The 13659-nt window shown below is 63.3% G+C and carries 10 protein-coding genes and 1 tRNA gene; 1 reads left to right on the top strand and 10 read right to left on the bottom strand.

Going from position 1 to position 13659, the window contains the following annotated elements:
* Positions 1 to 20: 20 nt before the first annotated feature.
* Complete coding sequence (locus ACE3UG_RS11730) at positions 21 to 1076, bottom strand: microcin C ABC transporter permease YejB (RefSeq protein ID WP_374623925.1); 1056 nt, start codon at positions 1074 to 1076, stop codon at positions 21 to 23.
* 49 nt (positions 1077 to 1125) lie between these two features.
* Positions 1126 to 3144 (bottom strand): extracellular solute-binding protein, encoded by a 2019-nt coding sequence (locus tag ACE3UG_RS11735; RefSeq protein WP_374624089.1) that lies wholly within the window; start codon positions 3142 to 3144, stop codon positions 1126 to 1128.
* Between the two features lie 328 nt (positions 3145 to 3472).
* Here ACE3UG_RS11735 and ACE3UG_RS11740 point away from each other — a divergent pair, with 328 nt between their 5' ends.
* Positions 3473 to 4363 carry an aspartyl/asparaginyl beta-hydroxylase domain-containing protein gene (locus ACE3UG_RS11740; protein WP_374623928.1) on the top strand — a complete coding sequence of 297 codons (891 nt, stop codon included), beginning with the start codon at positions 3473 to 3475 and terminating at the stop codon, positions 4361 to 4363.
* A 102-nt stretch (positions 4364 to 4465) separates the two neighbouring features.
* Here the strand turns inward: ACE3UG_RS11740 and ACE3UG_RS11745 are convergent, their stop codons facing one another.
* From ACE3UG_RS11745 to cysS, 8 genes are all read right to left on the bottom strand, one after another.
* Positions 4466 to 5677 (bottom strand): MFS transporter, encoded by a 1212-nt coding sequence (locus ACE3UG_RS11745; RefSeq protein ID WP_374623931.1) that lies wholly within the window; start codon positions 5675 to 5677, stop codon positions 4466 to 4468.
* A 153-nt stretch (positions 5678 to 5830) separates the two neighbouring features.
* Positions 5831 to 6172, bottom strand: a complete 342-nt coding sequence (locus ACE3UG_RS11750; protein ID WP_150589653.1) for an FKBP-type peptidyl-prolyl cis-trans isomerase — start codon at positions 6170 to 6172, stop codon at positions 5831 to 5833.
* A gap of 121 nt (positions 6173 to 6293) precedes the next feature.
* A tRNA-Ser gene (locus tag ACE3UG_RS11755) sits at positions 6294 to 6387 on the bottom strand.
* Positions 6388 to 6618: 231 nt separating this feature from the next.
* On the bottom strand, positions 6619 to 7869 hold the full coding sequence (locus tag ACE3UG_RS11760; RefSeq protein ID WP_374623934.1) for an aspartate kinase: 1251 nt from the start codon (positions 7867 to 7869) through the stop codon (positions 6619 to 6621).
* A gap of 380 nt (positions 7870 to 8249) precedes the next feature.
* Entirely contained in the window at positions 8250 to 9665 is a 1416-nt protein-coding gene (tilS, locus tag ACE3UG_RS11765) for a tRNA lysidine(34) synthetase TilS (protein ID WP_374623937.1), read from the bottom strand.
* Between the two features lie 124 nt (positions 9666 to 9789).
* The gene (locus ACE3UG_RS11770; protein ID WP_374623940.1) at positions 9790 to 10758 is read right to left on the bottom strand and encodes an acetyl-CoA carboxylase carboxyltransferase subunit alpha; all 969 of its coding nucleotides are present in this window, start codon (positions 10756 to 10758) and stop codon (positions 9790 to 9792) included.
* A 153-nt stretch (positions 10759 to 10911) separates the two neighbouring features.
* The gene (locus ACE3UG_RS11775; protein WP_374623943.1) at positions 10912 to 12078 is read right to left on the bottom strand and encodes a hypothetical protein; all 1167 of its coding nucleotides are present in this window, start codon (positions 12076 to 12078) and stop codon (positions 10912 to 10914) included.
* A gap of 23 nt (positions 12079 to 12101) precedes the next feature.
* Positions 12102 to 13505 (bottom strand): cysteine--tRNA ligase, encoded by a 1404-nt coding sequence (cysS, locus tag ACE3UG_RS11780; protein WP_374623946.1) that lies wholly within the window; start codon positions 13503 to 13505, stop codon positions 12102 to 12104.
* Positions 13506 to 13659: the final 154 nt, after the last annotated feature.

A 13659-nucleotide genomic window follows, 5' to 3' on the forward strand; every position in this document is an offset into this window, starting at 1 on the left:
GCGTGGCGGATCGGGTCACGTCAGTGCTCCAGTCGATCGAATTGGATACGCGGATCGACCAGGACGTAGCACAGGTCGGAGATGAGCTTGGTCAGCAAGCCGATGAGCGTGAACAGATACAACGAGCCGAGCACGACCGGATAATCGCGGCGCTGCACCGACTCGTAGGAGAGGCGGCCGAGTCCGTCGAGCGAGAACAGCGTCTCGATCAGCAGACTTCCCGCGAAAAAAGCACCGATGAAAGCCGCCGGAAAACCGGTGATGAGCGGAATCAGTGCGTTGCGAAATACGTGTTTGAACAGCACCTTGCGCTCCGAGAGACCTTTGGCGCGCGCGGTTAGCACGTACTGACGGCGAATCTCGTCGAGGAACGCGTTCTTCGTGAGCATGGTGACGACCGCAAAACTGCCAACGACAGACGCCGTCACCGGCAGCGTGATGTGCCACAGATAGTCGACGATCTTCGCCGGCCATGACAGGTCGCTCCAGTTGTCGGAGACAAGCTCACGCAGCGGGAACAATTGCCAGAACGTGCCCCCGCCAAACAGCACCAGCAGCAGCACCCCGAGCACGAAGCCTGGGATCGCGTAGCCAACGAGCACGACCAGACTCGTGAGTGTGTCGAACCGGGAGCCGTTGCGCACCGCCTTGGCGATACCCAACGGCACCGATATCAGATAAGTGAGGAAAAACGTCCAGAGTCCGAGAGAAATCGACACCGGCAACTTCGAGACGATCAGCGACCACACGCTTTGATGATGAAAGTAACTCTGACCGAGATCGAATCTCGCGAAACGCTTGAGCATGAGCCAGTAGCGCTGCGCCGGTGTCTTGTCGAAGCCATACAAGGCTTTGATCTGGGCGAGTTGCTGCGCGTCGATGCCACGCCGTCCGCGATAGTCGCTCCCCCCACCGCCGCCGCTCGCCTCCCCGCCGCCGCCGCGCCCCTTGAGTTCGAGCATGATCTGCTCGACCGGGCCGCCCGGCACGAATTGAACGACCACGAAGGTCAGTGTGATCACGCCGAGCAGTGTCGGGATCATGATCAGCAGTCGTTTGATGATGTAGGACCACATGATTGGGGGCAGCTCCTGTCGGTACCTGACGCTCGGGCGCGGGACGAATCTATCGGGGTGCGGCAGACACGGCAGACACAGCAGACACGGCAGACCCGGACGCCGCAGACACCACAGACACCGCCGAGGACGCCGCCGGATCCCGCGTCGCCCCCTTGCCCTGCCCCACACGCGAGTCCCACCACGTCGACACGAGCCAGCCGTCTGCGGTGTAGTACTGAGGCAATGTGGCCGGGAAACGCAGAAATTGCTTGAAGGCCATGCGATGCGTCGACGAGAACCAGTGCGGCACGATGTAATAGCCGTGCATCAACACCCGGTCCAGTGCACGCGCGGCGGCCACGAGATCGCCATAGGTTTGCGCACGCACGAGCGCAGCCATGAGCGCATCGACGGCCGGATCCTTCAGGCCGATGACGTTATCCGAGCCCTCCACGTCAGCCGAATGGCTGCCGAAGCGGTCGAGCAATTCGGTACCGGGTATCTGCGAATCGGGGTAGCGCAGCGAGATCATGTCGAAGTCGAACGCCTCCAGACGCTTCTGATACAACGCGTAATCGCTTGTCCGGAAGTTCAGCGTAATGCCGAGCTTTGCGAGATTGCGTGCATACGCCGAGGCAACCGGCCCCATGGCACCGCCATCGTCGAGAAATTCGAACTCGAACGGCTCGCCCTTGGCGTTGCGCAACGCCCCGTCGCGGTACGTCCAGCCCGCCTGCGCCAGCAGCTCGCGCGCCTTGCGCAGGTTCTCGCGCAGACTCGCAGGCGGCGTGGTCGTCGGCTGCACGACCATGGGGCCGAACACCGCCGGATCGAGCGACTTGCGCAGCGGTTCGAGCAACTTGAGTTCCGCCGCGCTCGGCATGCCGCGTGCGGCGAGATCGCTATTGGTGAAGTAGCTGTAGATGCGCTGGTATTGGTTGTAGAACAGTTGCCGATTGAGCCACTGGAAGTCGAGCGCAAGGTCCAGGGCCTGCCGCACGCGCACATCGCGGAACAGGCCGCGCCGCAGGTTCAGAATGAAGCCCTGCATGCCCGCCGCGTTGTGATGGACGAACTCGCGCTTGATCAGTTCGCCATCGCGAAAGTGCTTGCCCACATAGCTGCGCACCCAGCTCCGGGCACGGTATTCGGTGATGGCGTCGAACTCGCCCGCCTTGAAGCCTTCGAGCCGCACGATGTCGTCGGAATAAAGCTTGTAGACGATGCGCTCGAAGTTATATGTGCCGCGCCGAACCGGCAAGTCGTTGCCCCAATACTTGGGGTCGCGCCGGAAGGTGATGCGTCGGCCGCCGTCGTACGACTCGATCAGATAGGGGCCGCTGGCGATGGGTGTCTCGAACGTCAGCGCGTCGAACGCCTTGCGCTTTCCATCCGCGCCGACACCCCATTGGGAGGAGAACACCGGCACCGACGCCACGAGCAGGGGCAGGTCGGGACTCACACGACGGAAGTCGAAGCGCACGCGGCGGGGGTCGAGCACCGTCACCCTCTTTACGTCGGCGAGCAAGACCTTGAAACCCGGCGCCGCCTGCGGGCTCATCAGCGTATCGAACGAATACTTGACGTCTCGCGCCATCACCGGTTCGCCATTGTTGAAATGCGCGGCCGGGTTGAGATGAAACGTGACCGAAGCGCCGTCCGGGGCGACCGCGATGTCGTCGGCGAGCAGCCCATAGACGGTGGCGGGTTCGTCGGCGCTTCCGATACCGAGCGTCTCGAACATCAGCCCGAGCACGCCCGGCGGCGCCGTGCCGCGCAGTGTGAACGGGTTGAACTTGTCGAAGCTGGTGCGACGATCGGGGTTCGCCAGCGTCAGCGTGCCACCACGGGGTGCATCGGGATTGACGTAATCGAAGTGCGTGAACCCTTGCGGATACTTCGGCTCGCCGTACTGCGCAATGGCGTACTTGGCATGCGCCGACGGCGCCAGTAGCAGGGCTGCCGAGAGAGTCGACACGATCATCAGCGCGCGGGACAGTGTGCGGGCCCTGGCGAGGAAATCACGGAACGGAGCGGAACGGGCGGCGGCGGCGGTGAGACAAGCGCGAGGCGCCTGGAGCGCCATGAAAGCCATAGAAGACGCGAAGCGACCGAACGTGGCCCGCGTCATGTGTGGTTGCCGTGTTGTGCGCGCGTTCATGCATCTCCTGTATTGGTCGGCGGCCACCGGCCTGCCCGGGCCCGGTCGCATCCGGCCCTCGCCCTTCAGCCCGCCGCGACGTCTCGTCGCCTTCCGTCACGTTGCACAACCGCGCCGTCACGCACATTTCCCGCATGACGCTTGGCGACACGGCCGGACCGCGCGACAATTGTACCGAAAAGCCCGGCGGTGACCGCACTGAAAGACACATGCCCGCTGGCCGGTTCCTTAGTTTCCGCCCTGGAGGCCGACGTTGAGTGCTTCACGATCGCCCGCGCAGAACCCCAACCGTACCCTGCCCCGCTGGCTCGCGAGTTTTTTCTTTCAATGTGTCGAAGCGGCGCAACGTCGCATCGCTCGCGGCTCACTCGTTGGCGACAAACCCATCTTCGACAATGCCCAGTTCCCGTGGGTGAGCGCGATCGAAGCGCAGGCACCGGCCATCGCCAGGGAACTCGACGCCGTTCTCGCCACGCCCGGACGCTTGCCCGCGTTTCACGAAATCTCGCCCGACGTCGCCACCATCACGCAAGACCATCAATGGCAGACCTTCGTGTTTCTTGGCTACGGCATGCGTGCCGAGCGCAATCTCGCGCGTTGTCCGGCCACGGCCACCGCTCTCGACGGAATTCCCGGGTTGCGCACCGCCTTCTTCTCCATTCTCTCGCCAGGCAAACGGATCCCGTTGCATCGCGGCCCCTACAACGGGGTCCTGCGTCTGCATCTTGCCTTGAAGGTGCCGAGAGAGCGTGAGAAGTGCTGGATCGAAGTCAGCGGCCAGCGTTACGTTTGGGAGACCCATCGCGCGGTGATCTTCGACGACGCCTATGCGCACGAAGTCCATAACGATACCGACGAGACGCGCGTGGTGCTGTTCGTCGATTTCGAGCGCCCGTGCAAAGCCCCGGTGTCGTGGCTCAACAAGTTGCTGCTCGCCTTCGCGCCGCTCACGCCAGAGTTGCAGCAAGCCAAGACGAATCACGAGAAGTGGGAGCGCGATTACTACGCCACGCCTGCACCGGCAGCGCCCGATACCGCCGTCACGGCGGGAGCCGACGCCTCGGCCACCGGATCGGCACCGCCGATGGCCCGTACCGACACGCATCACTCGGAACCCGCAGCCGACGAACGCGCACACGGCTGACGTGCCGCGCATGAAAAGCCCCCAAGGGTTGGCGCTATGTCCAACGCGTTGGGGGCAGTTCAAACGTCTTCGTCTTGCGGGGTTCTTCGTTGCAGGCTCGGCCTACGACTGCCGCGGGGGCTGCGCAAGCGCGTCCTGCACGGGCGGCGGGACGAAGTTCGCCGCGAGCACCGCGACGAGTGCTGCCGCCGTCATCGCACCGATGCCGAGCGCCGCATCGCCGAAGTGCAGATAAGCCATCTTCATCGCCTCGATCGCGGCCACCGCCACGACGATGGTGATCATGCTGAGCATGCCGGCAATCGTCGCGCGATTGGGGCTGTCAACGGCAAATAACGACTGGCGATACACCACGCCGTAACACATGCCCATCCCGAACGCGTGCAACGACGTGCCGACGAGCAACGCCGGATAACCCGGCGCAAGAATCGCCGTGCCGACGAGCGACACCGCCGCACCGATCAGCATGGCGGTGACGCCCGTGGCCAGCAAACGGCCATTGGACCAGCGGCCCACCTGACGCGCGAGCAGCACATTGCCGAGAATCAGCGCCGCGAACACCGGCACTTGCAGCATCGCATAGTGCATCTGCGACAGCCCGGCGCGCTCGATCAGGAACACCGGACCGAGTGCGATCCAGGTGAGCAGCGGCGCCACGGCTACCCCCGTCAGCACGGCGCCGCGCCAGAACCGCGCGCTCGAGAGCGGCAGCTTGTAACCCGCCCAGAGTTGCTTCGCGTTCAGTGCAGTGCGGTCATGGCGCGACAGTTCCGGCATGGTGCGATACAGCCCAACGAACGAGACCGCAGCGACGATGGCGATGAGCCAGAAGATGCTGCGCCACGGCCAGAACGACACCACGGCAGCGCCCGCGAGCGGGCCGAACAGCGGCGAGAGCAACGAAACGTTCGCCATGAGCGCCATCACCCGCACGGCGGTCTTCTCTTCGAACGCTTCATGCACCGTCGGATACCCCACGGTCAGCACAAAACAGCACCCCATGCCCTGAAGGAAACGCAGCAGGATGAATTGCGGCATCGACTGCACGAAGTGCATCGCCAGACAGGCCACGATGAACATCACGAGACCGGAGAGCAGCACGCGACGGCGCCCGAAGCGATCGGCGAGCGGTCCGAGCAACCATTGCAGGCTGGCGTTACCAAGCATGGCAGCGGTGAGGGCCAGTGTGGTCATGTCCGCCGACGCGCCGAACTCGCGCGTCACCATCGGCATGCCGGGCATGATCATGTCGTTCGAGATGTAGACGGCAAACTCGAAGAGCACGAGTGCGAACGGAAACCAGAATCTGGACACTGGCGTTGCTGAGTGAGACACCTCTTGAAGGCTCCTTGATAAGACCAGCGCGCGTAACGATGGCCCACGTAAAAGACAACACCCCCGGTACCTGCGAGGCACCGGGGGTGTCTGTTGCATCGGCTTTGCCGCTGGGTAGCGGCTTCAGACGGTTCAGACGTCCAACAGTTCGACCTCGAAGACCAGCGTCGCGTTCGGCGGAATCACGCCGCCGGCGCCGCGTGCGCCGTAGCCCAGTTCGGGCGGAATCACCAGCTTGCGCTTGCCGCCGACCTTCATGCCGGCAACGCCTTCGTCCCATCCCCGAATGACCATGCCGCCGCCGAGTACGAAGGCGAACGGATCGTTGCGGTCTTTGCTGGAATCGAATTTCTTGCCGTCCGTCAGCCAGCCAGTGTAGTGCACCGTGACGGTTTTGCCCGGCGTGGCTTCAGCGCCATCGCCCACTTGCAGATCGTCGTATTGCAGGCCGGAATCGGTGGTGATGATCGACATGGTTGTCCTCGCTCGAAGAAGAGATGATATCGACGCGCGAGATATCGCCAACGCGCGAACGCGGGAAAGAAAAAACCCCCGGCGCTCCGCGAAGCGCCGGGGGTGTTCCGCCAAGGCGACTTGGCGGAGACGGAGGGATTCGAACCCTCGATCCAGGTTTTGGCCCAGATGCTCCCTTAGCAGGGGAGTGCCTTCGACCTCTCGGCCACGTCTCCCAAACTTGTCGTCACATCAGGGAGGTGATGTAACGAAGGCGTGATATTACCTACTGTTCGCAATGCCGTCAAACATTATGGGCATCAAAATCCAACATTTTTTGCGCAGGTGTCATGCGTACGACACGTTCGGGGATTTTTCCCCGCATCGCGGCCCGAAAATCGTGCATCGCACCGCATGCACTCCGCGTGCAGGCGGCACGCGATTGCGCACCGCCCGATACGGATGCGTCAGGCCTGATCGAGCTCGAACGCCTTGTGCAGCGCGCGCACCGCGAGTTCCATGTACTTCTCGTCGATCAGCACAGAGATCTTGATTTCCGACGTGGAGATCATCTGGATATTGATGCCCTCTTCCGACAGCGTGCGGAATGCCTTGCTGGCGATACCCACGTGCGAGCGCATGCCCACGCCGACGATCGACACCTTCGAGACCTTCGGATCGCCCGAGACTTCTGCGGCGCCGATGTGACCTTGCACTTCGTTTTGCAGCAGCGTCATGGCACGCTGGAATTCGCCGCGCGGCACGGTAAACGTGAAGTCGGTCTTGCCGTCGACGCTCTGGTTCTGGATGATCATGTCGACATCGATGTTCGCGTCGGCAATCGGGCCGAGAATCTGATACGCGATGCCCGGGCGATCGGGCACGCCGCGCACGGTGATCTTGGCCTCGTCGCGCTGGAATGCGATACCCGAGATGATGGCCTTTTCCATTTGTTCGTCTTCCTCAAAAGTAATCAGCGTGCCCGAGCGCGCTTCTTCGTCGAGCGCGATCATCGGATCGGTCAGGCTCGAGAGCACACGAGTCTTGACCTGGTACTTGCCAGCGAATTCCACCGAACGGATTTGCAGCACCTTCGAGCCGAGACTGGCCATTTCCAGCATCTCTTCGAAAGTGACCTTGTCGAGCCGGCGCGCTTCGTCGACCACGCGCGGGTCGGTCGTGTACACACCGTCGACGTCGGTGTAGATCAGGCACTCATCGGCCTGAAGGGCGGCGGCCACCGCCACGGCCGACGTGTCCGAGCCGCCACGCCCCAGCGTGGTCACGTTGCCGTTCGGATCGATGCCCTGGAAACCGGTGATGACGACCACGCGGCCGGCATCCAGATCGGCCATCACGCGGCTGTCGTCGATTTCCGAAATACGCGCTTTGGTGAAAGCACTGTCCGTCTTGATCGGCACTTGCCAGCCGGCATAGCTCACGGCGTCGACACCCGCTTCCTTGAGGGCCATCGCCAGCAGGCCGACGCTCACTTGCTCGCCCGTCGCGGCAATGGCGTCCAGTTCGCGCGGATCGGGTTGGGCCGAAATTTCCTTGGCCAGACCCAGCAGACGATTGGTCTCGCCGGACATCGCCGACGGCACCACGACCATCTTGTGACCGGCCTTGTGCCACTTGGCCACGCGCTTGGCGACATTCTTGATGCGCTCCACCGAGCCCATCGACGTGCCGCCGTATTTGTGTACGATCAGAGCCATAACATTGCTAACACATTGATTTGAAACCGTTTATGAATCGCGCACGGGTACCCGCCGAGGGCTGTCGGTAACGTTTCGATTCGCGGAACTTTTGATTATCGCACGAATGTACCGCGCCCGAGCCAGTCTGGCGCAGATTGCACTGTGCCGAGGACGACTTGCCGCATTCGGCAGCAGATTGTGCTGATTCCGAGGGGATTTCCGAGGGGATTTCCGAGGGGATTTCCGAGGGGATTTCCGAAGGGGATTCCGAAGGGGATTTCGAAGGCGATTCCGAACGTCGACGCGGAGGGTTTCTGATGGTCGCTTACGCCGATTCCACTCGCTTCCTCTCATTTATTGGCGCCATTCGCCCACCATGCGTCCAACCGATGCCGGCCTTACGCCTCGTCGCGCCACATCATGCGCCAGCGCGCCCCTCCGCGCTCACCTTGCCCACCTTTCTGTGCCGCGCCGTCGATGCCCAATCGCGGCACGAAAACAATCTCGTTCGCCTGCCAGACGATCGGCACATGCCGCAACCACGCCGCCACGCCGCGGCTCTGGTACCAGTGCTTGAGCGAGCGCGAATGTCCGTCCGGCCGCTCGCGCCAGCGCTCCGCGCCCACGCGCTGCCTGGCCACCAGCGGCTGCGCGCGCAGCACGCGCTCGTCGATGGTGCCCTCGACCGGCTCGCCCTCGGCGACCGGCACAAACACAACGCTTCCCTGCCATTGCGGCAAATGCCATTCCCGCTCGCCCGACCATCGCATCACAACGTCCGGCGCAGGATCGTCCGGGCCGGCAGAATCGTAGACCGCCGTCCATTGCAGTTCGTCGCGATATAAACGCAAGACCGCACCGTCATGCGGCAGCGCAAGCGATGCGCCAGCGCGCGCACCCTGAATCTGACGCACCCATTCGTCCAGCCGCGCCTCCGGCGGCAGGGTCAATCCGCGGCGCGCCACCCAATACCGCAACAGGTTCGCGAGCCGTGGCGCGTCAAGCGCCTGAAGACGGCTACGTTGCAAGCGCTCACCGCCATTCGCCTCCTGCGAACACGCGCCGTCGAAATCCGTTCGCGCGAGTTGATCGAGCAGCGATTGCGCTTGTGCCGCGTGACGCGCAAATCGTGCCAACGTCTCCCGGTACGCGGGTACGTGTGCCGCAATGGCGGGAAGAACATCGTGACGCAACGCATTGCGAAGATAGTGACGATCGTCGTTGGACGGATCCTCGACCCATGACAGCGAACGCGCACTCGCATAAGCGCGCATCGTCTCGCGCGAGACGTCGAGCAGCGGACGCAGCAAGCGCGCGGTGTCAGGCGCGCTTGCTGCGTCCGGCATCACGCCCTCCACGGCCATCGCGGCCACGCCAGGCAGGCCCGCGCCGCGCAGCATCTGCAACAGCACCGTCTCGGCCTGATCGTTCGCATGATGGGCGGTCAACAGCCAATCCACGCCGTGCGCACTGCATACCGCCGAAAGGGCGTGATAGCGCGCCGCACGCGCCGCACCTTCGACACCCTGCCGGGCGTCGCGCGGCACGCTCACACGGCGCGCTTCGAACGCAAAGCCGCGCAAACGCGCCTCGCGCTCGCACACGGCAAGCCAGTCGTCTGCGTGTTCGGAAAGCCCGTGATGAATGTGGATCGCCACCGGTTGTGCGATCGCCTCCCCCGCTTCGCGACGCCCCTGAATCCAATGGGCGAGCGCATCGAGCAGCACCATCGAGTCGAGACCGCCGCTCAGCGCAAGGGCAAGGCGGGCAGGCGTGCCATGCGGTGTGACATGCATCGCCAATGCGACACGCAAAGCGACATCCACATGGACAACTGCCGCGTCGCATCGGGCCGATGCGGACGCGGCAGAAAGGTCATGATGAGGCATGGGATTCGGCGTCATTGCCACGATGGGCGACGACGCGACGGCGAACGCCTTACTTCGCGCCGGCTTCCTTGAACTTGCCATAGCTCATCAGGCGCTCGAAGCGGCGCTCGAGCAGTTCCTTGTGGCTCATGCCCTGGAACTGGCGCAGCGAGTCGGCCAGCGCCCGCTTGAGCATGCCGGCCATGCCGAGCGGGTCGCGATGCGCGCCGCCCAGCGGCTCGTTGATGATCTTGTCGATCAGGCCCAGCGCCTTCAGGCGGTGCGCCGTCAGACCCAGCGCTTCGGCCGCCTCGGGCGCCTTGGCCGCACTCTTCCACAGAATCGACGCGCAACCCTCCGGCGAAATCACCGAGTACGTCGAGAACTGCAGCATCATGACCGTGTCGGCGACCGCCACGGCCAGCGCGCCGCCCGAGCCCCCTTCACCGATGATCGTGGTGATGATCGGCGTCTTGAGCTCGGCCATCACATAAAGATTGCGGCCGATGGCTTCGGACTGACCACGCTCTTCGGCGTCGATCCCTGGGTAAGCGCCCGGCGTATCGACAAACGTGAAGATCGGCAGGCCGAATTTCTCGGCCAGCCGCATAAGGCGCATGGCCTTGCGATAGCCCTCGGGACGCGGCATGCCGAAGTTGCGCAGCGCACGCTCCTTCGTGTCGCGGCCCTTCTGGTGACCGATCACCATGCAGGCCTGGCCGTTGAAGCGGGCCATGCCGCCCACGATGGCGAGATCGTCCGAGAAATTGCGATCGCCGTGCAGCTCGTGGAAGTCGGTAAAGATGTCGCGCACGTAATCGAGCGTGTAAGGACGCTGCGGATGACGCGAAATTTGCGAAACCTGCCACGGGGACAGGTTCGTGTAGATGTCCTTGGTGAGCTGCTGGCTCTTTTTCGAGAGGCGCTCGATCTCTTCGGAAATGTCGACGGCTGAATCGTCTTGCACGAAGCGCAGCTCTTCAATCTTCGCTTCGAGCTCGGCGATCGGCTGTTCAAAATCCAAAAAGGTGTTCTTCATCAGGTTTCCCCGGAAATGCGGCAGCGTATTGTACCGCCGGCAACGTCTACCCGGCCGAGATAGGCAACTTTCATTACCATTCGATCCACAATAGACGTCAATAATGACTCGATGAGACGGATGGACGCGGATTATACGTCCTTGGCCAAGCAATCAGTATTCGACCGGCACCGGTTCGAGGCTTCGCCACATATACCAGGTCGCGACCGAGCGCCACGGCTCCCAATTGGCAGCCACGTCCCGCGCTTCGCTGCGTGTAACGGGCTCACCGCTGAAATAGTTGACGCTGATTGCGTTGATCAGCCCCACATCGTCGAGCGGCAGAACGTCGGGGCGCAGCAGATTGAACATCAGGAACATCTCGGCCGTCCAGCGGCCGATGCCGCGAATGCCGGTCAGCTCGGCGACGACGGTCTCGTCGTCCATGCTCGCCCAGGCATCGACATGCAGTGCGCCCGATTTGAAGTGCGTTGCCAGGTCGAGGATGTACTCGGCCTTGCGACGCGACAGCCCGCACCCGGCAAGCGCATCGTGTCCTGCCTTGATGAACTGGGCGGGCGTGAGTTTCGGACAGGTCGCCTGAACGCGGTCCCACACTGCCTGCGCAGCCTTCACCGAGATCTGCTGGCCGACGATCGAACGCGCGAGCGTGACGAACGGCTCGCCGCGCCCGGTCAGATGCGCCGGACCGAATTGGGGAATCAACTTCTTGAGGATGCGGTCGCGCTTCATCAGATCGTTACAGGCCTGATCCCAGAAGACAGGGCGCGTCGCCCCCGCCGCCACCGGCAACGGCACCGCGCCGCTCACGATCTGATCGACGAGTTCGTGCTCGATGCGTTCGATCTCGGGCGTCACGATGCGCGTCTCGCCATCGCGCTTGGCGATGACGCGGCGCGCGCTCGGGGCGGCGTTCGCGACGGTCGACGGCGTGGACTTTTCCGGTGTCTTGCGCGCAACCTTCGTTCCGGCCCTGGACGCGGCCTTTTGGGCGACCTTTTGGGCGACCTGCTTTGGGATCTTTGGTGTGGCCTTTGGTGCGGTATTTTGTGCGGTCTTTTGTGCGGCTTTTTGGGCAACCTTTCGGGCAACCTTTTCCGCCGCCGGCTGCGCGCCCTTGCGAGCGATGCCGGCTTTCGTCGCCGTCGCTGCCGTTTTACCTGACGCAGTCGTGCGACCGGACTTGGCCGCGGCCCCCTTGGCAGGCGCGCGGCGTACGCTCGCGTCGGCGGGCGTCGCCGCTTTGGCGGTCTTCGTCGTCGGCTTCGCTGCGGCAGTCTTGGTCGCGACCTTCGCGGCCACGGATTTACGAGTCACCATGAGATTTTCTCGATGCGCCGCGCTCAGGCACGACGCCATTCGGTGGCGCCTCCGGGACGGTCTTCCAGCACGATCCCCTCGGCCAGCAATTCGGCACGAATGCGATCGGCCTCCGCAAAATTACGTTCGCGCTTGGCCTGGGCACGCGCCTCGATACGCGCCTCGACGCTCGCACGCAATGCGTCGCCGTCATTCGCCGCGTCACCGCCCGTCGCCCCTTGCAGGAACGATTGCGGGTCGCGGCCGAGCAGGCCGAGCGTGCCGGCCAGTCCCTGCAATTGCCGCACGAGCGCGGGATCGCGCTGCTTGTTGATTTCACCCGCGAGTTCGAACAGCACGGAGAGCGCCACGGGCGTGTTGAAGTCGTCGCTCATCGCCGCCGAGAAGCGCTGCGCGAACGATTCGTTCCAGTCGAGCGGCGCACCGTCACCGGTGGCGTCCTTGATCGCGGTGTACAGGCGCGTCAGGCCGCCGCGCGCGTCGTCCAGATGCGCGTCGCTGTAATTGAGCGGGCTGCGGTAATGCGCACGCAAAATGAAAAAGCGCACGACTTCCGCGTCGAACTTCGCGAGCACTTCGCGAATCGTGAAGAAGTTGCCGAGCGACTTGGACATCTTTTCGTTGTCCACGCGCACGAAGCCGTTGTGCATCCAATAGTTCACGAACGTCTCGCCCGTGGCGCCTTCGCTCTGGGCGATCTCGTTCTCGTGATGAGGGAATTGCAGATCGGCCCCGCCACCGTGAATATCGAAGTGATTGCCGAGCAGTTGGCAACTCATTGCCGAGCATTCGATGTGCCACCCCGGACGGCCCGCGCCCCATGGCGACGCCCACTTCGATTCCTCAGGCTCCGTCTCCTTGGCGCGCTTCCAGAGCACGAAATCGAGCGGGTCCTGCTTCGCGGCATTGGCGGCAACGCGCTCGCCCGCGCGCAGATCTTCGATGGACTTGCCCGAGAGCCGACCGTAACCGGCGAATTTGCGCACGGCATAGTTCACGTCGCCGTCGTCGGCTTGATAGGCATAGCCGTTACGTTGCAGCGTGCCGATCATGTCGACCATCTGCCCGATGAAATCGGTCGCACGCGGCTCGTGATCGGGACGCTGGACGCCGAGCGCGTCGGCATCTTCGTGCATGGCGGCAATGAAACGCGTCGTCAGCTCACGCATCGTCTCGCCATTCTCGACGGCGCGCTTGATGATCTTGTCGTCGATATCGGTAATGTTGCGCACATAAGTCACGCGGTACCCAAGCGTGCGCAGCCAACGCTGCACCATGTCGAACACCACCATCACGCGCGCATGACCAACGTGACAGTAGTCGTAGACCGTCATTCCGCAGACGTACATGCGGACTTCGCCGGGCACGAGCGGTACGAACGGCTGTTTGTCTCGCGCGAGCGAGTTGTAGACACGCAGTGAATCCATAGATAAGCGCTTGACCGGGCGGCAACAGCGCCGGACGCTGCGACGATGTCCTCGGCCACATCACACACTATGTGAGGGGAGCGACATCGCGAGGCGGGCTGCGCGCCGTGCGGTAGAAAAAACGAACCTGCGAACCGCATCCGCCGTCACAACA

The sequence above is a fragment of the Pandoraea sp. genome (genome assembly GCF_041919235.1).
In the GTDB taxonomy this organism is placed as follows: domain Bacteria; phylum Pseudomonadota; class Gammaproteobacteria; order Burkholderiales; family Burkholderiaceae; genus Pandoraea.

Excerpts from the sequence above, each read along its gene's own strand:
- cysS (WP_374623946.1), bottom strand. The coding sequence starts at position 13,505 with ATGGATTCACTGCGTGTCTACAACTCGCTCGCGCGAGACAAACAGCCG.
- ACE3UG_RS11770 (WP_374623940.1), bottom strand. The coding sequence starts at position 10,758 with ATGAAGAACACCTTTTTGGATTTTGAACAGCCGATCGCCGAGCTCGAA.
- ACE3UG_RS11735 (WP_374624089.1), bottom strand. The coding sequence starts at position 3,144 with ATGGCGCTCCAGGCGCCTCGCGCTTGTCTCACCGCCGCCGCCGCCCGT.
- ACE3UG_RS11775 (WP_374623943.1), bottom strand. The coding sequence starts at position 12,078 with ATGGTGACTCGTAAATCCGTGGCCGCGAAGGTCGCGACCAAGACTGCC.
- ACE3UG_RS11760 (WP_374623934.1), bottom strand. The coding sequence starts at position 7,869 with ATGGCTCTGATCGTACACAAATACGGCGGCACGTCGATGGGCTCGGTG.
- ACE3UG_RS11750 (WP_150589653.1), bottom strand. The coding sequence starts at position 6,172 with ATGTCGATCATCACCACCGATTCCGGCCTGCAATACGACGATCTGCAA.
- ACE3UG_RS11730 (WP_374623925.1), bottom strand. The coding sequence starts at position 1,076 with ATGTGGTCCTACATCATCAAACGACTGCTGATCATGATCCCGACACTG.